Origin of the sequence: Parabacteroides leei (assembly GCF_023369805.1) — a bacterium.
Classification (GTDB): domain Bacteria; phylum Bacteroidota; class Bacteroidia; order Bacteroidales; family Tannerellaceae; genus Parabacteroides; species Parabacteroides leei.
On sequence record NZ_JAMBQG010000001.1, the window covers coordinates 1 to 21,910 of the forward strand.

Consider the following 21,910-nt stretch of genomic DNA (forward strand, 5'->3'; position numbering starts at 1 on the left):
GTTATAGCGTTGGGGATCCACCTCTTCCCATTCCGAACAGAGAAGTTAAGCCCAACCACGTCGATGGTACTGCGTAAAAGTGGGAGAGTAGATAACCGCCGTTTTTGTCAGGTCGAAAGACTGAATGGTAGAAAGGAGTTAGTTCGTAAGAACTGACTCCTTTTCTGGTTTTATGACTATCCACAAATACATTATTTGTTTTTGATTTATATTAATTATGTGGACTTAGCAACAACTATTTGTGGAATAATTCTACGAAAGTATTCTTTATCAAAGATGCAGTTCTATCATGCAATAGGTTTATGTCGTTAATATTTAATAGTATAGCGTTTTTTAACAGATCGTATTGAACAATGGTACGATTATTTCATTCTTACAATAGAGAGATAGAACAATAGAAAATTTAAATGTCATTTATAGATATTAGTAATGGTAGGAGAAAGATTAGTAAAAGGAAGTATCGTATTAGTCGCCCTTTTAATGCTGGCAACAGGTTGTCGTAAAAAAGAAGAACCGTTGCGTCCCCTTGTCATTGTAGACAAGCCTCAGAAAGAAGATGTGCAAATATTTGGTGAATACGTAGGACGTATCCGTGCTGCGAGTTATGTAGAGATACATGCCCGTGTGGAAGGTTACCTCGAAAAGATGTTATTCGTAGAAGGTAAACAAGTTAAGCAGAACGAGCCTCTGTTTATAATCAATTCTGCACTTTATAAGGCACGTGTAGAAAAAGCAAGAGCACAGTTGAAGAAGAATGAAGCACAGGCGGCAAAAGCCAAAAGAGATGTGGAACGTTTGCAGCCCTTGTATGAACAACATGCCGCCAGTCAGTTGGATCTCGATAACGCATTGGCTTCCCTGGATGATTCAGAAGCTAATATAGCAATGAGTAGAGCTGACCTCGATCAGGCACAACTGGAACTCGGTTATACAACTGTAACTTCCCCGATCGCCGGATATATCAGTGAACGTTTTGTCGATGTCGGTGCCTTGGTGGGGCCCGGTGTTAATTCAAAACTGGCTGCTGTTGTAAAAAGCGATACGGTATTGGTTGACTTTAAAATGACAGCACTGGATTATTTGCGTGCTGAGCGTCGTAATATTAAATTTGGTGAGCAGGATACAACCCGTTCCTGGCAACCGACCGTCACTGTAACCCTTGCCGATAATTCTGAATATCCGGTAAAAGGAATTGTTGATTTCGCCGATCCGATCGTTGATCCACAAACAGGAACTTTCGGTGTACGTGCAGAATTAGCTAATCCGAATCAGAAATTACTTCCTGGACAGTTTACCCGTGTAAAACTATTATTAGATGTGCGTGAACGTGCAATCGTTGTTCCCCGGAAAGCTATCTCTATTGAACAGGGCGGTGTCTTTATTTATATTATCCGTCGTGACAATGTAGCGGAGAAACGTTTTGTACAGACAGGGCCGGAAATAGGAAATAATATTGTTATCGAGCGTGGTCTTGGTGAAAATGAATCCGTCGTTGTAGAAGGTTATCATAAGTTAGTTCCCGGTATGTTGGTTCGTCCGGTTCAGGTTGGTGATGATAAAGCAGTCGAAGCATATAGAGAGGAGGCAGGAGAATGAAACCGGGATTTTTTATAGATCGTCCCGTATTCTCGACTGTACTTTCTTTATTAATTGTTATAGTCGGGATTATCGGATTGATGTTGTTGCCGGTGGATCAGTATCCGCAGATCACGCCACCGGTTGTGAAGATTAGTGCCTCTTATCCGGGTGCCAGTGCCTTAACGGTGTCGCAGGCTGTCGCTACACCGATCGAACAGGAATTGAACGGTACTCCGGGTATGATCTATATGCAGAGTAGCAGTAGTAATTCCGGTGGTTTGACTATTACGGTCACTTTCGATGTGTCAGCAGATGCTGACCTGGCTGCCGTAGAAATACAGAATCGTGTGAAACTGGCGGAGTCGCGTCTTCCGTCCGATGTCGTACAAAACGGTATCACGGTGGAGAAGCAATCCGCCAGTCAGTTGATGACATTAAGTTTGAGTTCGGATGATCCTCGCTTTGACGAAATCTACCTGAGTAACTTTGCTACGATCAATGTGCTTGATGTTCTTCGCCGCATTCCGGGAGTGGGACGTGTGTCGAATATCGGTAGCCGTTATTATGGTATGCAGATATGGGTATATCCCGATCGTCTAGCCAATATGGGATTGACGGTGAAAGATATCCAGAATGCCTTGAAAGAACAAAACAGCGAATCGGCAGCCGGTGAGTTAGGAAAACAACCCGTTATCGATGTCGATGTCACTATACCTATTACGGCCCGTGGCCGTCTTTCGACGGTGAAGGAGTTTGAGGATATTGTCGTTCGTGCTAACCAGGACGGTTCTATCGTCCGTTTGCGTGATGTTGCCCGTATCTCATTGGAAGCCTCTTCCTATTCTACCGAAAGTGGAATAAATGGAGAGAATGCTGCTATCCTCGGCATTTATATGTTGCCGGGAGCTAATGCGCTGGAAGTCGCTGCGAACGTGAAGGAAGCGATGAAAGAGATCAGCCAGAACTTCCCGGAAGGGCTGGAATATAAATTCCCGTTTGATATGACGGAATATATTTCACAATCTATCCATGAAGTTTATAAGACATTGTTTGAAGCTTTGTTCCTGGTTGTATTGGTTGTGTTCCTGTCATTGCAGAACTGGCGAGCCGCTTTGATCCCGACTATTGCCGTACCTATTTCTTTGATCGGTACATTCGGGTTCATGTTGATCATGGGATTCTCATTGAATATGCTGACCTTGTTGGGATTGATCCTGGCTATCGGTATTGTGGTGGATGATGCCATTGTAGTTGTGGAAAATGTGGAGCGCGTAATGCATGAGGAAAAACTGACACCCCGCGAAGCTACCCATAAGGCAATGCATGAGTTGACCGGCGCCTTGATTGCAACTTCAATGGTACTGGCTGCCGTATTCGTCCCTGTAAGTTTCCTGAGCGGGATTACCGGTGCGTTATATCGCCAGTTCTCTATAACGATTGTCGTTTCAGTATTACTCTCAACGGTAGTCGCTTTGACATTGAGCCCTGCCATGTGTGCCTTGATCCTACGTCCGACAATCGGAAAGAAGAACTTCGTGTTCCGTAAAATCAATATCTGGTTACATAAAGGAAATAATAAATATATCCATTTATTGTCGAAGGCTATCGGGAATCCCAAACGGATACTGGCAGGCTTCGGTATGGTACTTGTTTTCATCTTTGTACTGAACCGTTTCATTCCGACCAGTTTTATACCTGAGGAAGACCAGGGTTTTTTTACAGTGGAATTGGTAATGCCCGAAGGAGCAACCCTTGAACGTACCCGTAAGGTGACCGACCGTGCTATCGAGTTTTTGGAGAAACAACCGGCTGTGGCCTATGTGCAAAACGTAACCGGTAGCAGTACCCGTGTGGGAACGTCACAAAGCCGTTCTACCCTTACCGTTATCCTGAAACCCTGGGAAGAGCGTAAGTCTTCCGGTATGGGAGTCGAAAATGTAATGGAAGTTGCCCGTAAGGAATTTGAATATTATCCGGAGATATTAGCTTATCTGAACCGTCCGCCTGTTATTCCCGGACTGGGAGAAAGCGGAGGCTTGGAAATGCAGCTGGAAGCTCGTGGAGAAGCCAGTTGGGAAAATCTGGTAAGTGCAACCGATACTTTTATGCTGTATGCATCGAAAGCTCCGGAACTGACCGGTGTGTCTTCGGCTTTGCAACCGCAGATCCCTCAGTTATATTTTGATGTGGATCGCGACCGCGCTAAGTTCCTGGGTATTCCGCTGACCGATATCTTTTCGACGATGAAAGCTTATCTGGGATCGGTATATGTGAATGACTTCAATATGTTCAATCGTATATATAAGGTCTATATTCAGGCGGAAGCACCTTACCGTGCGACTCCGGAAAGTCTGGGATTATTCTTTGTAAGAGCACAGAATGGTTCGATGGTTCCTTTGACCGCGTTAGGTACGACAAGTTATACAACCGGGCCCGGTACGATCAAGAAGTTCAATATGTTCTCTACGGCTGCGATCAGTGCCGTGGCTGCACCCGGATACAGTTCCGGAGAAGCGATGGCAGCTATGCAACAGATCGCCCGCGAACATCTGCCGGATAATATCGGTGTGGAATGGAGTGGATTGTCTTATCAGGAAAAGAAAGCCGGAGGACAGACCGGTATGGTGCTTGCACTTGTATTCCTGTTCGTTTTCCTTTTCCTGGCTGCACAGTATGAAAGTTGGATTGTACCGATTGCTGTATTGTTGTCGTTGCCGGTTGCTGCCTTGGGAGCTTATCTGGGGATTTGGGCTACCGGACTGCATAACGATATCTATTTCCAGATCGGGCTTGTTACCCTGATAGGTCTGGCGGCAAAGAATGCGATCCTGATCGTAGAGTTTGCCAAGGTGCAGGTGGATGCAGGTGTCGATGTCATCAAAGCGGCCATTCATGCAGCCCAGATGCGTTTCCGTCCCATTTTGATGACTTCCCTGGCTTTTGTATTGGGAATGCTTCCAATGGTATTGGCCAGCGGACCGGGTTCCGCTTCCCGTCATAGTCTCGGAACCGGAGTGTTCTTTGGTATGCTGGTGGTTATAACCGTGGGGATTGTGCTGGTACCGTTCTTCTTTGTTTTTATCTATAAGGTAAAAAAGGTATTGAGAATGGAGCGTGTCAGCCAGTTTCTCCCGAAAGAGAAATTTTTCCGAAAGAGAAAGCTGTTCCTTTTTATTGCGGTTGCGACGGTTGCGTTGGTTTCGCTTTCTTCCTGTAAGTTGGGAGAGAAGTATGCCCGTCCGGACTTGAATCTTCCGGTTCGGTTCGAAGGAGAATCGGATACTCTTTCCGTAGAGAACATTCCCTGGGAAAGTCTGTATGCCGATACAACTTTGCAGCGGTTGATAACAACAGCCTTGGAAAATAATAAAGATATGAAGATCGCAGCAGCCAGGATCAAAGAGATGATGGCAGCCAAACGCATCACTTTTGCCGAACAGTTCCCTGAAATCGGAGCGCGTATTTACGGACAGAAGGAGCGTTTGAACTATGGCGGTGATAATCCGAAACCCGATCCGGAATATGGGGCGAAGCTGACCCTCTCATGGGAACTCGACTTATGGGGAAACCTGCGTTGGGCGAATGAAGCCGGTATTGCAGCCTACCTGCAATCGGTAGAGGCCCGGCGTAGCCTCCAACTGACTTTAGTGGCGGAAGTGGCCGCTGCTTATTATGAATTGTGTGCTCTCGACCGGCAGTTGAATATTGTTCGTCAGACGTTGGAGGCCCGCCATGAAGGAGTTCGTTTGGCGAAACTTCGCTTTGAAGGTGGTCTGACATCTGAAACATCTTATAACCAGGCATTGGTAGAGTTGGCCCGTACAGAAACGCTTGTCCCCTCGCTGGAACGTCAGGTCAGGATAAAAGAAAACGATATTTCCCTTTTGTTGGGAGAATATCCCGGCTATATACCCCGTGGATTGTCTCTCGGCCAACAACGTCTGCCCGATGCATTGCCGGTAGGATTACCCTCTGCTTTGTTGGAGCGTCGTCCCGATATGCGGCAGGCCGAATTGAAACTGCGTGAAGCCAATGCCAAGGTAGGAGTTGCCTATACCGACCTGTTCCCGAAAATCAGTCTGACAGGTAACTTTGGTCTTGAAAGTGAAGAATTAGGCGACCTGTTGAAGAGTCCGGCCTGGTTCCTGGCGGGCGACCTGCTTCAACCGCTTTTTGCAATGGGAAAGAACAAGGCAAAGCTGAAAGTCTCGAAAGCCCGTTACGAACAGGAAGTTTACAGTTATCAGAAGAGTGTGATCGGTGCCTTTAAAGAGGTGAACGATGCTATTGTCACGATCCGCAAAGCAAAAGAGATTCGCTTCTCTCAGGAGCGGTTGGAGTCTGCGTCTGCTAAATACGTTAAGCTGGCAGAACTGCAATATATCAATGGAGTAACCAATTATATCGACGTATTGGATGCACAGCGTGGATATCTGGATGCCCAGATCAGCTTGAATAATGCCGTATTGAATGAACTGCTGGCGGTAGTTTATCTCTATAAGGCTTTGGGTGGAGGATATACAATTTCTTCGGAGGATATGCACTAAGGCCTGTTTGTCCGGGAAACGATCGTTTTGCAACCGGCCGGGACCCTGGTGGTATCGAAAACGATCGTTTTGATTGCCCCGTTGCCCTATTGGCATATTATTTACTGTTGTATAAACGTCAACTCTCAACTTATTCCTATCTTTGTATTTCTAAAAACAATAAAGACAGGAATCGCGATGCCATTAAATTTACAAAAGAATTTACCCGCTATTGAGCTTCTTAAAAAGGAACACATCTTTGTGATGGATTCCTTACGGGCTTCGGAACAGGATATCCGCCCTCTACGTGTGGTGGTATTAAACCTGATGCCGTTGAAGATAACGACGGAGACCGATCTGATCCGTCTGTTGAGTAATACACCTTTGCAGGTTGAGCTTGACTTTATGAAAATAAAGGGCCATACTCCAAAGAATACTCCGATCGAACACATGCAGGAGTTTTATAAGGACTTCGACGAAATAGGGAAAGATTATTACGACGGCATGATCATTACCGGTGCGCCGGTAGAGCAGATGCCTTTTGAGGAAGTGAGTTACTGGGAGGAAGTGACTACGATCTTCGACTGGGCACGTACGCATGTGACTTCTACATTATATATATGCTGGGCGGCACAGGCAGGGTTGTATCATTTCTATGGTGTACCCAAATATGATTTGCCGGCGAAGATGTTCGGTGTTTTCCGTCATACGTTGCGGGAGCCTTCTTTACAGATATTCCGTGGATTCGATGATGAGTTTTATGTACCTCACAGTCGTCATACGGAGATCCGCCGTGAAGATATCCGTAAGGTGCCGGAGCTGACGTTGCTTTCCGAAAGTGAAGAGTCGGGTGTTTACATGGCAATGTCGCGTGGAGGGCGTGAATTTTATATCACCGGACATTCGGAATATTCGCCTTATACATTGAGCGATGAATATATCCGCGACTTGAATAAGGGTCTTCCTATTTCGGTACCTCACAACTATTATCGTAATAATGATCCGGCCCAGGGCCCGGTTGTCCGTTGGCGTGGCCATGCCAACCTGCTCTTTACGAACTGGCTGAATTATTACGTTTATCAGGAAACCCCATTCAATATCGAAGATATCAAGAATCTGGGCAGCCTGTAAGGGCGGTTCGCGAACCGCCCCTACGGTCGCACCAATCAAATAACAACCAATAACAATATATGTCAATCAAACCTCGTCGTATAGAACTCCTGGCTCCGGCAAAGGATTTAACATGCGGCATCGAAGCTATCAATCATGGTGCCGATGCCGTGTATATCGGTGCTCCAAAATTTGGTGCGCGTGCTGCTGCCGGAAATTCATTGGACGATATTCGTACCCTTTGCGATTATGCTCATCTATATAATGTTCGTATCTATGTGGCTTTAAACACGATACTTCGGGAAGACGAATTACAGGAAGCGGAACAACTGATCTGGCAACTTTATCAGGTTGGAGCTGATGCTTTGATCGTGCAGGATATGGGAATTACCCGTCTGAACTTGCCCCCCATCCCTCTGCATGCAAGTACACAGACTGATAACCGGACACTGGAAAAGGTGAAATTCCTGGAAGCTGCCGGTTTTACCCAGGTCGTTCTGGCCCGTGAATTGTCGCTGAACGAGATCCGTCAGATTTCCGAACAGACGACTGTTCCGTTGGAAGTCTTTGTACATGGTGCTTTATGTGTCAGTTATAGCGGGCAATGTTACTTGAGTGCAGCACTTAGTGGGCGAAGTGCCAACAGGGGAGAATGTGCACAATATTGCCGTTTGCCCTATTCGATGGTGGATGCGAACGGGACAGAGATCGTACACGATAAACATTTATTGTCGCTCAAAGATATGAACCGCTCCGAGCAGTTGGAAGCGTTGCTGGATGCCGGAGTCTCTTCCCTTAAAATAGAGGGGCGATTGAAAGACGTCACTTATGTCAAAAATATAACTGCTTATTATCGTAAGAAGCTGGATACTATCTTGTCGCGACGTTCTGAGTACAGCCGTGCATCTGCCGGTAAAAGTACGTATGACTTTGAGCCGGTAGCAGAAAAAAGCTTCAACCGCGGATTTACCCCTTTCTTTTTGCATGAACGTACAAACGATATAACAGCCTTCAATACGCCGAAGTCATTGGGTGAACCTGTCGGAACCGTCAAGGAATTGAAAGGGAACTCGTTTACTGTTGCCGGTGTGAAGCAACTCAATAACGGGGATGGTCTGGTTTTCTTCAATAACCGGGGCGAACTGGAAGGATTCCGCGTGAACAGGGTCGAAGCAAATCGTGTCTTTCCGCTGGACATGCCGGACATAAAGCCGAAGACACCTCTTTATCGTAATTTCGATCAGGTATTTGAAAAGCAGTTGGCAAAACCGTCTGCCGAGCGTAAGCTTTCCGTAAAGATAGAGTTTTTGGATAACGCTTTCGGCTTTACCTTAGTGATGGAAGATGAAACAGGTGCACGGGTAATGCTTACTGAACCATTTACTAAAGAATTAGCCCGTCGTGACCAGTCAGACAATATCCGTACCCAGCTTTCTAAATTGGGTAATACACCGTTCGAAGCCTCGGAGGTTGTCGTACAGATGAGTGAAAACTGGTTCGTTCCTTCCTCTTTGTTGGCGGATATGCGTCGTAAAGCAGTGGAGAAGTTGCAGGCCGACCGTGCTATCCGCTATCGGCGGGAACTGGCACGTAAGGTGGAGCCGGCCAAAGAGATTCCGTTCCCTGAAAGGCAATTAACTTATCTGGGAAATGTGTCGAACAGCCGGGCAACTGCTTTTTACAAGGCACATGGAGTAGAGAGTGTTGCCGAAGCATTCGAATTGAAGCCTGAAAAGGATGTTCCATTGATGTTTACCAAACATTGCCTGCGGTATAGTATGGGATGGTGTCCGACTTATCAAAAACAGAAATCTCCGTATAAGGAACCGTACTATCTTCTATATAAAGACACCCGGCTCCGCCTGCAGTTCGATTGCAAGCGGTGCCAGATGTTGGTGTATAAAGCGGAAGAATAAGGAAAATATGCTACTTGTTGTTATAAACAATGATTCACTTTAAACTATAATATAACATCTACTAATTATGAAACGACATCTATTAGCCTTTGTACTTATCTTGTTTACTCTTGTATCTTGTGCAGATAAACCTCTCGATCCCTCTAAACCCGTCTATGTGACAGTAAAGACAACGATGGGTGATGTAACCGTTATGTTGTATGACGATACGCCGCTGCATCGGGATAACTTTATCAAACTGTGCCAATCCGGCGAATATGAAGGAATGTTGTTCCATCGCATTATCAAAGACTTTGTTGTGCAGGGCGGCGATCCTACCAGTAAAGCCCACGAACCCGGCGTATTATATGGCGATGGTGACGGAGGTTATACCGTTCCGGCCGAGATACTCCCGAACCATTTCAACAAACGCGGTGCCTTGATCGATGCTAAAGAAGGAGATGATGTGAATCCCGAACGTGCTTCTGCCGGTACTCAATTCTGCTTTGTACAGGGAAAAGTGCTGAGTGATGCCGAACTGGATCAGAAAGAAGCACGCATTAATGAAATCCGCCGCAATTGGCTATACTATAAATTCATGGATCAACTGAAGAAAGAAGATCCCTCGCTGGCTGTCGAGTCGATGGAAACGGAACTGACCAACCGTGCTTTGATCATGGTGGAAGATACTTTGGCTGAACTGGGACCGTACGTTATTCCGACCGAACAACGGGAGGTGTATAAGACGGTAGGAGGTGTTCCCCATCTGGATAGTTCGGTGACGATCTTTGGAGAAGTGGTTGATGGTTTCGATATTGTAGAGAAAATGTCACTGGTGAAAACCGATAAGAATGACCGTCCCGTACATGACGTTATGATCAAATCGACCAAGGTATTCCAGAAATAGGGTATTTCACAAAACAAGAAGCCTATTGTATGTTGTTCTATATAAAGTAATCAAACATACATATAGTCATGAAGAAAATAGTAATCATAGGTGCAACCGGCTATGTAGGTTCTGCCATTTTGAAAGAAGCATTAGGGAGAGGGCATCAGGTAAAAGCAATCGTACGGAATCCATCGAAACTGACAATCGTAAATCCGAAACTGACAGTTGTCGGGGGCGATGTTACCGATACCGATTTTCTATCCCGTGAATTGGCTAAGTCTGATGCTGTGATCAGTGCCTTCAATCCCGGTTGGTCGAATCCGGATATATATGATGAAACATTAAAAGGGTATGGATCCATCCTTTGTGCCGTGCGTAACTCGGGTGTTCACCGCTTTCTGATGGTGGGCGGTGCAGGAAGTCTGCTGGTCGCTCCGGGCCGTCTATTGATGGATGAACCGGATGTTCCTCAAAAGCTTTTACCAGGTATACGAAGCCTGGCTAAAGTCTATACAGACCTGTTGATTCCCGAAAAGTCGGTTGATTGGGTGTTCCTGAGTCCTGCGGCGAATATGGCGCCTGGTCAGCGTACTGGGAAATTCCGTTTGGGCAAAGATGAATTGATCGTCGACGAAAGTGGCGAGAGTGCTATCTCCGTCGAAGATTATGCCGTAGCTATGATCGACGAACTCGAACAGGAGAAACACCATAAAGAACGGTTTACCCTTGGGTATTAAGGTTAGTGCTTTGATGGTAGTTGTTTTACACTTATTATTATTATCTTTGCTAGGCAGTAAAGACAAGATAGAAGTAAAAAAGCATAATTATGACAAAGATTAAAAACATTGTATTCGATTTGGGAGGAGTCCTGATCGATCTGAGCCATGATCAGGCAGTCCGTCGTTTTGAAGAGATCGGTGTAGTGGATGCAGCGCAACTGCTTGATCCCTATGAGCAAAAAGGTATTTTTCTGGAAGTAGAGAACGGAATGATCACAGCCGACGAGTATTGCCAAAAATTGCGTGAACACACAGGAAAAGATTTGTCTTATGAAGAAATAAAACATGCCTGGTTAGGTTTTATTGTCGATGTTCCTCAATACAAGCTCGACCATCTGTTGAAACTCCGCGAACATTACAATGTTTATCTTTTAAGTAATACGAATCCGATCATTCAGGAAGGTTGGGCACGCACCGATCAGTTCAGTGCTGCCGGACGTCCCATCGGGGATTATTTTGATAAGATGTATACTTCCTATGAGGTGGGCGTGACTAAGCCTGATCGAAAAATCTTTGATTATATGATCGCAGATAGCGGTCTTATCCCATCCGAAACCCTTTTCGTCGATGATGCGAAGAGTAACGTGGAGGTAGGCCGTAGTCTTGGTTTTCAAACCTATCAACCTGCGAATGGAGAGGACTGGCGTGAGGCAGTCGATAAGATATTGAATCAGTAATTTCCTGGAGAATATAAGGAATACAAAAAAGCAGGCAGAAACAGTAATGCTTCTGCCTGCTTTTTATATATTTAAACGGCTATTTATTGGATACCGCGTTCGCGCAGTCTTTCCTGCCATTTCCAGGCAGAAGCCAATGTATCAGCCAATGTTTCTTTTGCAGTCCAACCCAATACTTTGTTAGCACGTTCCGGATTAGCCCACACCTTTTCGATATCACCTTCGCGACGGCCTACGATCTTGTGAGGAACTTTTACGCCGGTAGCTTTTTCGAATGTGTTGATCAGTTCCAATACGGTTACACCGTTTCCGGTTCCCAGGTTGAAATATTCAACATTTGCATCTGTTTTACCGCCCAGCATACGATCCATAGCGATCACGTGTGCTTTGGCCAGGTCGACAACGTTGATATAATCGCGGATACAAGAACCGTCAGGAGTATCGTAATCGTCACCGAATACACTTAGTTCCTTACGGATACCCATAGCAGTCTGAGTCAGATACGGGATCAGGTTCTGAGGAACACCGTTAGGTAATTCGCCGATTTCTGCACTCGGATGAGCACCGATCGGGTTGAAGTAACGCAGGATAATGCTCTTGAACGGAGCGTTTGCGTGAATTGTATCGCGGATGATTTCTTCGTTGATCTGTTTTGTATTACCGTAAGGAGAAGTAGCCGGTTTGATCGGTGCATCTTCTGTTACAGGCAGGTTTTCAGGATCCGGCTGTCCGTAAACGGTACAGGAAGAAGAGAACACAATGCCTTCGATATTGAATTCGGGCATCAGTTCCAACAGGTTGACCAGCGTAACAACGTTGTTGCGATAGTATTTCAACGGTTGTTGAACAGATTCGCCGACTGCTTTGCTGGCAGCGAACAGGATGATACCGTTGATACCCGGGTGAGCCTTCAAGGCTTCGCGGGTTCCTTCTTTATCTTTTAAATCCAGCTTGATGAATTCAGGGCGGATACCGGTGATCTTTTCGATGCCATCCAATACCTCGATATTGGAGTTTGACAGGTCGTCGATGATTACCACATCATAACCTGCATTCTGCAACTCAACTGTAGTGTGAGAGCCAATGTATCCGGTTCCACCTGCTACTAAGATTTTCTTTTTCATGCTAGTCTCTATTTAGATTAAATTATACGATTCCAGAGAATCCCATAAACGCCATAGCCAGTAAACCGGCTGTAATGAGCGCAATAGGGGTACCTTTCATACCTTCGGGAACGCGGGTCAAAGCCAACTGTTCTCTAATCCCTGCAAAGATAACTAAAGCTAGCGCAAATCCAATAGCTGTTGATATTGCATATACAACAGATTCCAATAAATTATACTCTTTTTGTATTACGAGGATAGCGACACCCAGGATACAACAGTTGGTGGTAATCAACGGAAGAAACACGCCGAGTGCTTGGTAGAGGGCCGGTGAAACTTTTTTGAGAATAATTTCCACCATCTGAACCAAAGCTGCGATGATCAGGATAAAGCTGATCGTCTGCATAAAGCCTAATCCGAACTTATCCAGGATATATTTCTGGACAAGGAAGGTGACGATAGTTGCGATAGTAAGCACGAATGTTACTGCTGCACCCATACCTGCTGCTGTTTCTACCTTTTTGGAAACGCCCAGGAAAGGACAGATTCCGAGGAACTGCGCTAATACAACGTTATTAACGAATACGGCTGCGATAAATATTAGTATATATTCCATATCTTTCGTTTTTTAATATCAGGCTTTACGCAATTTGTTTACAATAGCAATCAGGTAACCTAATGCGATGAAGGCACCCGGAGCCAGAACGAAGATCAGTGAACCATACTGTTCCGGCATCAAAGTTATACTGAATAGTTTACCGGTTCCCAACAGTTCACGAACGGCTCCCAGCAAAGTAAGTGCAAGGGTGAAACCTAATCCCATTCCTAATCCGTCGAAAGCAGAAGATATTACACCGTTTTTAGCAGCGAAAGCTTCTGCACGTCCCAGTACGATACAGTTTACAACGATCAATGGAATGAACAAGCCGAGACTGGCATACAATGCCGGAACGAAAGCTTCCATACACATTTGTACCACCGTTACGAATGTTGCGATCACGACGATGAAAGCCGGGATACGTACCATATCGGGGATCAGGTTCTTTAAAGCTGAAATAACCATGTTTGAACAGATCAGAACGAACATGGTAGCTAGTCCCATACTCATACCGTTCAGTGCTGAAGAGGTCGTACCCAAAGTAGGACACATACCCAGCAACAATACAAATGTCGGGTTTTCTTTGATGATACCGTTCATCAATACTTTCATATTATTCATTGTCGTTTCCTCCCTCTTTAGTGTTAGCGGTTGCACCTGTTACTCCATCGGTACCGGCGAATGCGCTGTAAGCGCGGTTCACTGCGTCCAGGAATGCACGGCTGGTGATGGTTGCTGCTGTGATAGCATCTACGTCGCCACCGTCCTTGGTTACTTTCAAGCCTCCGTCTGCCAGATTGCGTCCCAGCACACTTTGTTTGTTCTTATCCGTACTGAACCATTCCTGCATCTTGGCTCCGAGTCCCGGAGTTTCCGCATGTTGCAATACTGAATAGTTTAACAGTTTACCGGTTTTATCGAATCCGACGATCACTTTGATCTCGCCGCTAAATCCTTTCTTGGTGTTACTTTCAACGGCAGCACCTACGAATTCACCGCCTTTGGTAGCCGGATAGATCTTCAGTGAGTCGCCTTCGGCTGTAACGGCCATATAGGCATCTTCCGACGGTTTGTTGTCGAACTCAGGGGTAACAGCTTTGATAGCCGTTTCCAGCGCAGCCGCTTTGGAGGCGGCAATCGGACCGGTGGTGTACATGTTCACTCCGGCTAATATCGCTCCGGCCGCCACACAAATGATGGTAAGCGACAAAAGCATATTGGGTAATGTTGATTTTAGTTTTGCCATGCTTATTTCCCTCCAAAATGTTTAGGTTTGATATAACTGTTGATCAGCGGGGTAAATGCATTCATAATAAGAATAGCAAACGACATACCTTCCGGATAAGAACCGAACAAGCGGATCACTGTGGTCAGGATACCGATACCGACACCATACACCAGCATTCCGTTCTTGCTCATCGGGGAAGTCACATAGTCAGTCGCCATAAAGATAGCTCCCAACATCAAACCTCCCGACAGCAGGTGAACGAACGGGCTTGCGTATTGAACCGGATTGACCAGATGCATAATACCTGTAAATACAAATACCGTAACCAGGATGGAAACAGGAATCTGCCAGGTAATGATCTTTTTCCATAACATATAGCATAGTCCCAGAAGCAATGCCAATGCACTTACCTCACCGAGGCTACCGCCCATTTTACCGAGCAGCATATCGACGAGTGTAGGTAACTTGTCTAAAGCACCTTCGTTCATTAATGACAAGACGGTTGCACCCGTTGTAGCGTCTGTATAAGCTGTCAACTGACCAACTTCCGGCCAGGTTGTCATTTGTGCCGGGAAAGAGATCAACAGGAATACACGACCGACCAATGCCGGGTTGAAGATGTTGTTTCCTAATCCGCCGAACGACATCTTACCGATACCGATCGCAGCCAGCGCACCGATCAGGATGATCCATACGGGCAGGTTGGAGGGTAAGTTGAATGCGAGCAAGACACCGGTCAGGATAGCTGAACCGTCGCATACGGTCGGTTCCTTTTTCATCAGGAACTTCTGGATCAGATATTCAAAAAGGACACAGGCTATAACTGATGTTGCAGTAACGATCAATGCACCCAGTCCAAAATAGTAGAGGGATACCAGGAAAGCCGGAACAAGGGCAATCAGTACACCATACATATTTTTACTTATGCTGTCGCCGCCGTGGATATGGGGCGAAGGAGATACTATTAAATTATTTTCCATATTGCTCTTTATTATGACTTTCGTGCCCGTATAATACCCATTACTTTTCCTTTACCTGAACGGATATAATCCAGTAACGGACGGTTGGCCGGACAAGTATAACTACAAGAACCGCACTCGATACAGTCGGTTATATAATTCTTTTCTGCCAGATCCCATTCGGTGAATTCTGTTGCATTCATCAGCAGGGTAGGGTTGAGGCCCATCGGACAAACATTTACGCATTTGGCACAGCGGATGCAATCATATACCGGCTTGCGTACGGATTCCTCCTTAGTCAACAACAGTACTCCTGAACTACCTTTGGTAACCGGTACTTCCGGGCTGATCAGTGCTTTACCCATCATCGGACCGCCACCGATCACTTTACCTGTGTTTTCAGGGATACCGCCGGCCGCTTCAATCAGTGCACTGATCGGTGTGCCCATACGAACCAGGAAGTTGGATGGATTGGCAACCGCCTTACCTGTGACAGTTACGACACGTTCGAATAACGGTTTGTTTTTCATCACCGCTTCATATACCGCATAAGCTGTACCGACGTTCTGTACAACTGCCCCGGCAGAGATGGGGAGTGCCCCGCTCTTTACCTGTCGGCGGATCACAGCATCGATCAGCTGCTTTTCACCTCCCTGCGGATATTGTACTTTCAGCGGCATGATCTCGATTCCTTTATAGGCGGCAGCGAGTTTACCTAAATGAGCGATGGCATCGGGTTTGTTGTTTTCGATACCGATCACAGCCTTTGTTACGTTTACGGCTTTCATCAGCAGTGTAACACCAACCAGAATCTGCTCTGCTTTTTCCATCATCAATGAGTGGTCGGAAGTCAGATAAGGCTCGCATTCGACGGCATTGATGATAATGATTTCTGCTTTGCTTCCGGGAGGGGGCATTAGTTTGACCTGTGTCGGGAAAGTTGCACCTCCCAGACCAACGATGCCGGCGGCAGCAATTTTGTCAACAATCTCTTTGGATGGTAGCGGGCATTCTTTTACGAGTGCCTCGCTGCGATCGATGGATTCTTCCCATTCGTCACCTTCCACATCAATATAGATAGCGGGACGTTTGTATCCGCTAGCGTCGAGAGCATTGTCTATTTTGTTTACTTTACCGGATACCGACGAGTGGATATTTGCCGATACAAAACCTCCGGCTTTCGCCAGGAGCGTACCTACCTTGACCTGGTCACCTTTCTTTACCACAGCCTGGGCTGGAGCTCCGATATGCTGGCTCAATGGTATAATGACCTGCTTGGGTATAGCCAGTCCGGTGATTTTCTTTCCGGCAGACAATTTATTTTCGGGTGGATGTATACCGCCGATTCGAAATGTCCTTAGCATACTATTAGATTTTTATTTTTGAGTTGTTTCTTCTGTTGTTTTTGTTTCGGGCGCTGTTGCTGGCGTAGCTTCGGCTTTCGGTGCCGGTGCTGCTTTGGGCGTTACAGGCTTTACTTTGTCGGCGTCCACAGCCGGGGTAGCTTCTTTACGGGGCGGGAAGTTCAGTTCATGAATGGCTCCGGTAGGACATACGGCTACACATTTGCGGCACAGGCGGCATTTGCGGTAGTCGATGTAAGCCACATTGTTTTCAAGTGTGATTGCCTCGAACGGACATTCTTTCACACATTTACCACAACCGATACATGCATTGGCACAAGCTTTCTTGGCAACGCCTCCCTTGTCTTTATTCACACAGCTTACGAAAATACGGCGTGATTTCGGCCCTTTCTTGCGTAGTTCGATGATATTTTTCGGACAAGCCTTGACACAGGCACCGCAGGAAGTACATTTGTCCTCTACCACTTCCGGTAGTCCGGTAGTCGGATTGATGTGGATCGCATCGAAAGCACAAACTGTCACACAATCACCAAAGCCCAGGCAACCAAATGTACAGTTTGTTTCGCCACCATACAGGGAAGATGCAATGGTACAACTTTGTACGCCATCATAACGGTTGGTACGCGGACGGGCTTCACAGGTTCCGTTGCAACGGACAACGGCTACCATCGGTTCGGCTGCTGTAGCTTCCATACCAAGGATGGAGGCGACTTTTCCCATTGTTTCGGCTCCACCGACCGGACACAAAAGTCCTTCCAGCGAATCGGCTTTTACGCAGGCAGCAGCAAAGCCACCACAACCAGGATATCCGCAACCTCCGCAGTTGGCTCCGGGAAGTGCTTCCTGAACTTGTGCGATACGAGGATCTTCGTATACTTCGAACTTCTTGGAGGCGGCGTAGAGGAATACTGCACCGATGGCTCCAATGGCTCCTAATGAAATAACGGCAATTAAAATCATGATATTTGATCAATTAAGTTTTTTCAAGGTAAATATGAATTTTCTTTTTAGTTTTTCGCGTAAAAAGTATAGTATGCAGTAGTAGGGAACTAATAGTAATAGACCGGTTAACCCGCTGGTTGTTTCGTTCCATTGCAAATAATTTCCTGCTACAATGGCCGCGACTACAATGATCAACGGAAGAATGAAGGCCAGTAATACCGCTTGTAGTCCGAGTGAACTCTGACCGCTTAACGTAACTTCTTCGTTTACGTGGAATCTACCGGCGTTGGGATCGTTCACTTCAATGATTTTCTCTTTCTGGTCGGATGCGCTGCACATACCCTTTGCGTGGCAACCGGAACAGGCCGATTGTTGAATGATCCTGACAAAGATCGTATCGCCTTCGATCTTTTCGATTCTACCGTTGTGATTGATACTTTCGCTCATGTTTGTAATCTCGACATTGCAAAACCAGGGCAAAAGTAAGGATTATTTAGATAATATGTCACGATTAACAAAGTTTATTACAGAAATAATTGAGCTTTACTTACCATTTGTAATTAAAACCAAAGCTCAAGAGTTCATTGATCTGTAAATAACTGTCGAAGTCTTCGTTTTTCGCGATTCCGTCGTCATAACGTAAGTTAAGTGAAATGATGGTTGAGAAGAATCGGCTGATCGCCATATTCAGTCGGTTTTCAAATTCACCCTGGATACGTTTGTAGTCTGTCATATAATACAGGCGGGAATACCAGATGATATTCCGGCTAAACTGAAATGTCATAGTTGCATTGACGGTAGAACCGAATAAACTTTGCTTGTACGGGAATTCTTCCTGACCCTTTTTTTTCTGGAAATGACGACCCAAGTCGATATCTTTATCTAATGTACGTACGTACGTATAAGATAAAGGTGCGAGGTTGGCACTTAAAGTTACTTTTTTATGTTTTGACGACGCGAATGTTTTATCTAGGTCGTATTTCATACCGAGACCGATATTGATACTGAAAGGAGAGAGCAGTCCGGCTAGCTTAACATCCTGGTTTTCTGCATAACTGCTGAATAGCTGGGTTTTGAAATCCACATCCAGTGTATAGTACCACTTATTGAACGCTCTATAACCTAAGTTGCTATAAATACGGAACACATCATCTCCGACTTTATAGTCACGTAATGTGTCTTTAGGTGCTGTATATAAGTTATTCTTTATTTCGAGCGAGTTCGTAAACTTTATTTTATCCTTATTATAATTAAATGTAAACAGTTCACGGTTTGTCAGGTTCAGCGTGCTTACACCTCCTTTATGCCAGTTGGGGGAGATATAGTTTTGTGCAAACTGAATAGCACTTTCAAAATGAGAAGTCCAGTAGCGTATTTCCGGAATGAATTTTACCGGGGCATCTACGTCGCTGAAATCGGCTTCGCTTTCTATTTTGATTAGTTCCGGTTCGTAATGGGTTTTCTTGATTACTTTGGCTATAACTTTATCCTGAGGTAGGTCTCTCATCGAATAACGGAAGTAATCCGGATAGTTCGATTGTACATATTTATATGCTTTGTCTTCTATCTCCTTTTTCAACTCTTCCTGCTTGAATAAAGTATCGGGAGTGAACGGTAAAGGTAACTGTTCATTCTTTACCCAGAAGTTTTCTTTATAAAATGTAAGATCCTTCGGTAATAGTTCGCCTTTAAACACGATCGGCAAGAACAACGGGTTGACGATCACTGTATCGCGAAAGGTCATATTATTATCGAATATGGTAGAGGCGTCACGTACCAAGCGGGCCCAGTACATGGCTTCATCAGATATTTCCACTTCGTCCTTTTTAAGGAAACGAAGTAGATTCTCATTGGGTACGACCGGAGCGGAATACGACCGGTTCTGTTTTTCGAACTGTCCTCGCAGACTTATGATATTGTCCAGGTCCGGATCTTCTATTTCAATCATGGGGATAGTATCCGGTGCGTCACGTTGTGTTGTATTATTATTGACATTAGTTCCGGTAATAACAACCTTTTCCTGCGCTTCTGCCAGGCTTGCCAGTGATGTAAATATAGAAAACAAAATGAAGTACCTCTTGATAACCATAATACCTTATATTTTACACTCTTTAAGTATCTAGAGTGCGAAATTAGATAAAAAGTATGAGATGTGCTAATCTTTTACATGATATAACAATCTTAACTTATCTGTTTTTATAACGGGTAGTTAAACAAAATGTTATGTAAGTCAGAACTTTATATGCCGATGCCTTTCAACTAAGTTTTATATACCTTTCAACTAAATGTTTTGTTACCTAAAACTATTATTTTTTATGCATACAACTAAGTATAAGGTGTACTACTTATTATCTATTAGCTGTACTACATATATTATATAACATGTACTATATATATATTATAAGGTGTACAGATTATTATATGTATATCCTATTACTGATGAATACTGAGTTGTAATCCGGTTGTTAGTTTTATGGGAAGCGAGAAATAGTTTTCATGCATGTAGTATTTACCGGATGCCTATGCGGTTGTTTGTATTAAATTAGGGTCGAAAAAACTTCCATACCCTTGTCGTCTGAATGAAAATGACTAACTTTGCGGTTTCGAAATGCAAGTGAGCAATTAAAGATAATTAAAATATTACTATCGTGGCAGATACAAAGTACATCTTCGTTACGGGCGGCGTAGTCTCTTCATTAGGTAAGGGAATTATTGCTGCATCATTGGGTAAACTCCTTCAGGCAAGAGGCTATAAGGTTACTATCCAAAAGTTTGACCCCTACATTAATATCGACCCGGGAACATTGAATCCCTATGAGCACGGTGAATGTTATGTAACCGTAGACGGACATGAGGCGGACCTGGACTTGGGACACTACGAACGTTTCCTGAATGTGCCGACAACGCGGTCGAACAACATTACTACCGGACGTATTTATCAGAGTGTAATAAATAAAGAACGTAAAGGAGATTACCTGGGTAAAACAGTACAGGTGGTTCCTCATATTACCGATGAGATCAAGCGCAATGTAAAACTGTTGGGTTCGAAATATAAATTTGATTTTGTCATTACTGAAATCGGTGGTACGGTAGGTGATATCGAATCACTGCCTTTCATTGAAAGTGTACGTCAGTTAAAATGGGAACTGGGTAAGAACTGTATGTGCGTACATCTTACTTATGTACCCTACATTGCGGCAGCAAAAGAGTTTAAGACAAAACCGACACAGCATTCCGTGAAGCAATTGCAGGAATTAGGTATTCAGCCGGATGTCCTGGTATTGAGAACTGAACATTTGTTGAGCAATGATATCACACGTAAGGTTGCTTTGTTCTGTAATGTGGATGCAGATGCAGTCGTTCAGTCTGTCGACGTGCCGACAATCTATGAGGTGCCTCTGGTTCTCCAGCGTCAGAATATGGATGTAACTATCCTGAAGAAAATGGGATTGGAAGTAGGTCCGACTCCTGAAATGAAGCCTTGGAAGGAGTTTTTACAGAAGAAAACCAACGCTACCGAAACAGTTAAGATCGGTTTGGTGGGTAAATATGTAGAATTGCAGGATGCTTATAAGTCGATTGATGAATCGTTGTTGCAAGCTGCAATTTACAACGACCGCAAACTGGATCTGCATTTGTTCCATTCAGAAAAACTGAACGAAGCGAATGCTGCCGAACAATTGAAGGACATGGACGGTATACTGATCGCTCCGGGATTCGGACAACGGGGTATTGAAGGTAAGTTTGCCGCATTGAAATATGCACGCGAACACGATGTGCCTTGCCTGGGTATCTGTCTGGGTATGCAATGTATGGTTATTGAATTTGCGCGCGACGTATTAGGTTTGGCAGATGCAAACTCTACCGAGATGGAACCGAACACAGAATATAAAGTGATCGACCTGATGGAAGAACAGAAGAACGTAACCAATATGGGTGGTTCTATGCGTCTGGGGGCATACGATTGTATTTTGAAAAAAGATTCCAGAGCTTATAAAGCATACGGTAAAGAACATATCCAGGAACGTCATCGTCACCGTTTCGAGTTCAATGGTCAGTATCGTGAACAGTTTGAAGCTGCCGGTATGATGTGTACGGGTGAAAATCCGGAAACAGGATTGGTTGAAGTGGTTGAGATACCTGCGCTTAAATGGTTCGTAGGTGTTCAGTTCCACCCGGAATATAACAGTACGGTAGTTAATCCGAACCCGCTCTTTGTCAGCTTTGTAAAAGCCGCAATTGATAATAAATAAGAACGTTAT

At 45.0% G+C, this 21,910-nt stretch carries 17 protein-coding genes and 1 rRNA gene; 9 read left to right on the forward strand and 9 right to left on the reverse strand.

The window, feature by feature from the left end; all coding sequences use genetic code 11:
- From rrf to M1P97_RS00045, 8 genes are all read left to right on the forward strand, one after another.
- Nucleotides 1–104: ribosomal RNA gene (rrf, locus tag M1P97_RS00005) — 5S ribosomal RNA — on the forward strand; the annotation flags it as partial.
- A gap of 325 nt (nt 105–429) precedes the next feature.
- A complete protein-coding gene (locus M1P97_RS00010; RefSeq protein WP_249388052.1) occupies nt 430–1,596 on the forward strand; it encodes an efflux RND transporter periplasmic adaptor subunit in 1,167 nt (388 codons plus the stop codon).
- Nucleotides 1,593–6,125: a multidrug efflux RND transporter permease subunit gene (locus tag M1P97_RS00015; RefSeq protein ID WP_317241997.1), complete on the forward strand. Its 4,533-nt coding sequence runs from the start codon at nt 1,593–1,595 to the stop codon at nt 6,123–6,125. The genes M1P97_RS00010 and M1P97_RS00015 overlap by 4 nt, the downstream gene beginning before the upstream one ends.
- 177 nt (nt 6,126–6,302) lie before the next feature.
- Nucleotides 6,303–7,235 (forward strand): homoserine O-acetyltransferase MetA, encoded by a 933-nt coding sequence (metA, locus tag M1P97_RS00025; protein WP_195375150.1) that lies wholly within the window; start codon nt 6,303–6,305, stop codon nt 7,233–7,235.
- Between the two features lie 59 nt (nt 7,236–7,294).
- The gene (locus tag M1P97_RS00030) at nt 7,295–9,130 is read left to right on the forward strand and encodes a peptidase U32 family protein (protein ID WP_195375151.1); all 1,836 of its coding nucleotides are present in this window, start codon (nt 7,295–7,297) and stop codon (nt 9,128–9,130) included.
- A 67-nt stretch (nt 9,131–9,197) separates the two neighbouring features.
- Nucleotides 9,198–10,016 (forward strand): peptidylprolyl isomerase, encoded by an 819-nt coding sequence (locus tag M1P97_RS00035; protein WP_249388053.1) that lies wholly within the window; start codon nt 9,198–9,200, stop codon nt 10,014–10,016.
- A 68-nt stretch (nt 10,017–10,084) separates the two neighbouring features.
- Nucleotides 10,085–10,735, forward strand: coding sequence for an NAD(P)-dependent oxidoreductase (locus M1P97_RS00040; RefSeq protein WP_249388054.1), 651 nt, complete (start codon nt 10,085–10,087; stop codon nt 10,733–10,735).
- A gap of 89 nt (nt 10,736–10,824) precedes the next feature.
- Entirely contained in the window at nt 10,825–11,454 is a 630-nt protein-coding gene (locus M1P97_RS00045; protein ID WP_195375154.1) for an HAD family hydrolase, read from the forward strand.
- A gap of 83 nt (nt 11,455–11,537) precedes the next feature.
- On the opposite strand, the gene galE is transcribed toward M1P97_RS00045, so the two are convergent.
- The 9 genes from galE to M1P97_RS00090 all read right to left on the reverse strand — a co-directional run bounded on the left by galE (nt 11,538) and on the right by M1P97_RS00090 (nt 19,737).
- Entirely contained in the window at nt 11,538–12,578 is a 1,041-nt protein-coding gene (gene galE, locus M1P97_RS00050; protein WP_075558431.1) for a UDP-glucose 4-epimerase GalE, read from the reverse strand.
- A gap of 22 nt (nt 12,579–12,600) precedes the next feature.
- Nucleotides 12,601–13,173 carry an electron transport complex subunit RsxA gene (gene rsxA / locus M1P97_RS00055; RefSeq protein ID WP_007657600.1) on the reverse strand — a complete coding sequence of 191 codons (573 nt, stop codon included), beginning with the start codon at nt 13,171–13,173 and terminating at the stop codon, nt 12,601–12,603.
- Between the two features lie 18 nt (nt 13,174–13,191).
- Nucleotides 13,192–13,776: an RnfABCDGE type electron transport complex subunit E gene (locus M1P97_RS00060; RefSeq protein ID WP_195375155.1), complete on the reverse strand. Its 585-nt coding sequence runs from the start codon at nt 13,774–13,776 to the stop codon at nt 13,192–13,194.
- Nucleotides 13,769–14,401, reverse strand: a complete 633-nt coding sequence (locus tag M1P97_RS00065) for an RnfABCDGE type electron transport complex subunit G (RefSeq protein WP_195375156.1) — start codon at nt 14,399–14,401, stop codon at nt 13,769–13,771. The genes M1P97_RS00060 and M1P97_RS00065 overlap by 8 nt, the downstream gene beginning before the upstream one ends.
- 2 nt (nt 14,402–14,403) lie before the next feature.
- Entirely contained in the window at nt 14,404–15,363 is a 960-nt protein-coding gene (locus M1P97_RS00070) for an RnfABCDGE type electron transport complex subunit D (protein WP_075558427.1), read from the reverse strand.
- Between the two features lie 11 nt (nt 15,364–15,374).
- The gene (rsxC, locus tag M1P97_RS00075; RefSeq protein ID WP_249388055.1) at nt 15,375–16,706 is read right to left on the reverse strand and encodes an electron transport complex subunit RsxC; all 1,332 of its coding nucleotides are present in this window, start codon (nt 16,704–16,706) and stop codon (nt 15,375–15,377) included.
- A gap of 12 nt (nt 16,707–16,718) precedes the next feature.
- Complete coding sequence (locus tag M1P97_RS00080) at nt 16,719–17,666, reverse strand: Fe-S cluster domain-containing protein (protein WP_195375158.1); 948 nt, start codon at nt 17,664–17,666, stop codon at nt 16,719–16,721.
- Nucleotides 17,667–17,675: 9 nt separating this feature from the next.
- A complete protein-coding gene (locus M1P97_RS00085; protein WP_195375159.1) occupies nt 17,676–18,095 on the reverse strand; it encodes a SoxR reducing system RseC family protein in 420 nt (139 codons plus the stop codon).
- Between the two features lie 100 nt (nt 18,096–18,195).
- Nucleotides 18,196–19,737 (reverse strand): DUF3078 domain-containing protein, encoded by a 1,542-nt coding sequence (locus M1P97_RS00090; protein WP_249388056.1) that lies wholly within the window; start codon nt 19,735–19,737, stop codon nt 18,196–18,198.
- Nucleotides 19,738–20,296: 559 nt separating this feature from the next.
- Here M1P97_RS00090 and M1P97_RS00095 point away from each other — a divergent pair.
- Nucleotides 20,297–21,901 (forward strand): CTP synthase, encoded by a 1,605-nt coding sequence (locus M1P97_RS00095; protein WP_195375161.1) that lies wholly within the window; start codon nt 20,297–20,299, stop codon nt 21,899–21,901.
- Nucleotides 21,902–21,910: the final 9 nt, after the last annotated feature.

What these genes read in the sequence shown, in the direction of transcription:
- M1P97_RS00035 (WP_249388053.1), top strand. Translation starts at nt 9,198, where the DNA reads ATGAAACGACATCTATTAGCCTTTGTACTTATCTTGTTTACTCTTGTA.
- M1P97_RS00080 (WP_195375158.1), bottom strand. Translation starts at nt 17,666, where the DNA reads ATGATTTTAATTGCCGTTATTTCATTAGGAGCCATTGGAGCCATCGGT.
- M1P97_RS00070 (WP_075558427.1), bottom strand. Translation starts at nt 15,363, where the DNA reads ATGGAAAATAATTTAATAGTATCTCCTTCGCCCCATATCCACGGCGGC.
- rsxA (WP_007657600.1), bottom strand. Translation starts at nt 13,173, where the DNA reads ATGGAATATATACTAATATTTATCGCAGCCGTATTCGTTAATAACGTT.
- M1P97_RS00060 (WP_195375155.1), bottom strand. Translation starts at nt 13,776, where the DNA reads ATGAATAATATGAAAGTATTGATGAACGGTATCATCAAAGAAAACCCG.
- M1P97_RS00090 (WP_249388056.1), bottom strand. Translation starts at nt 19,737, where the DNA reads ATGGTTATCAAGAGGTACTTCATTTTGTTTTCTATATTTACATCACTG.
- M1P97_RS00040 (WP_249388054.1), top strand. Translation starts at nt 10,085, where the DNA reads ATGAAGAAAATAGTAATCATAGGTGCAACCGGCTATGTAGGTTCTGCC.
- galE (WP_075558431.1), bottom strand. Translation starts at nt 12,578, where the DNA reads ATGAAAAAGAAAATCTTAGTAGCAGGTGGAACCGGATACATTGGCTCT.
- metA (WP_195375150.1), top strand. Translation starts at nt 6,303, where the DNA reads ATGCCATTAAATTTACAAAAGAATTTACCCGCTATTGAGCTTCTTAAA.
- M1P97_RS00030 (WP_195375151.1), top strand. Translation starts at nt 7,295, where the DNA reads ATGTCAATCAAACCTCGTCGTATAGAACTCCTGGCTCCGGCAAAGGAT.
- M1P97_RS00065 (WP_195375156.1), bottom strand. Translation starts at nt 14,401, where the DNA reads ATGGCAAAACTAAAATCAACATTACCCAATATGCTTTTGTCGCTTACC.
- M1P97_RS00015 (WP_317241997.1), top strand. Translation starts at nt 1,593, where the DNA reads ATGAAACCGGGATTTTTTATAGATCGTCCCGTATTCTCGACTGTACTT.
- rsxC (WP_249388055.1), bottom strand. Translation starts at nt 16,706, where the DNA reads ATGCTAAGGACATTTCGAATCGGCGGTATACATCCACCCGAAAATAAA.
- M1P97_RS00010 (WP_249388052.1), top strand. Translation starts at nt 430, where the DNA reads ATGGTAGGAGAAAGATTAGTAAAAGGAAGTATCGTATTAGTCGCCCTT.
- M1P97_RS00045 (WP_195375154.1), top strand. Translation starts at nt 10,825, where the DNA reads ATGACAAAGATTAAAAACATTGTATTCGATTTGGGAGGAGTCCTGATC.
- M1P97_RS00085 (WP_195375159.1), bottom strand. Translation starts at nt 18,095, where the DNA reads ATGAGCGAAAGTATCAATCACAACGGTAGAATCGAAAAGATCGAAGGC.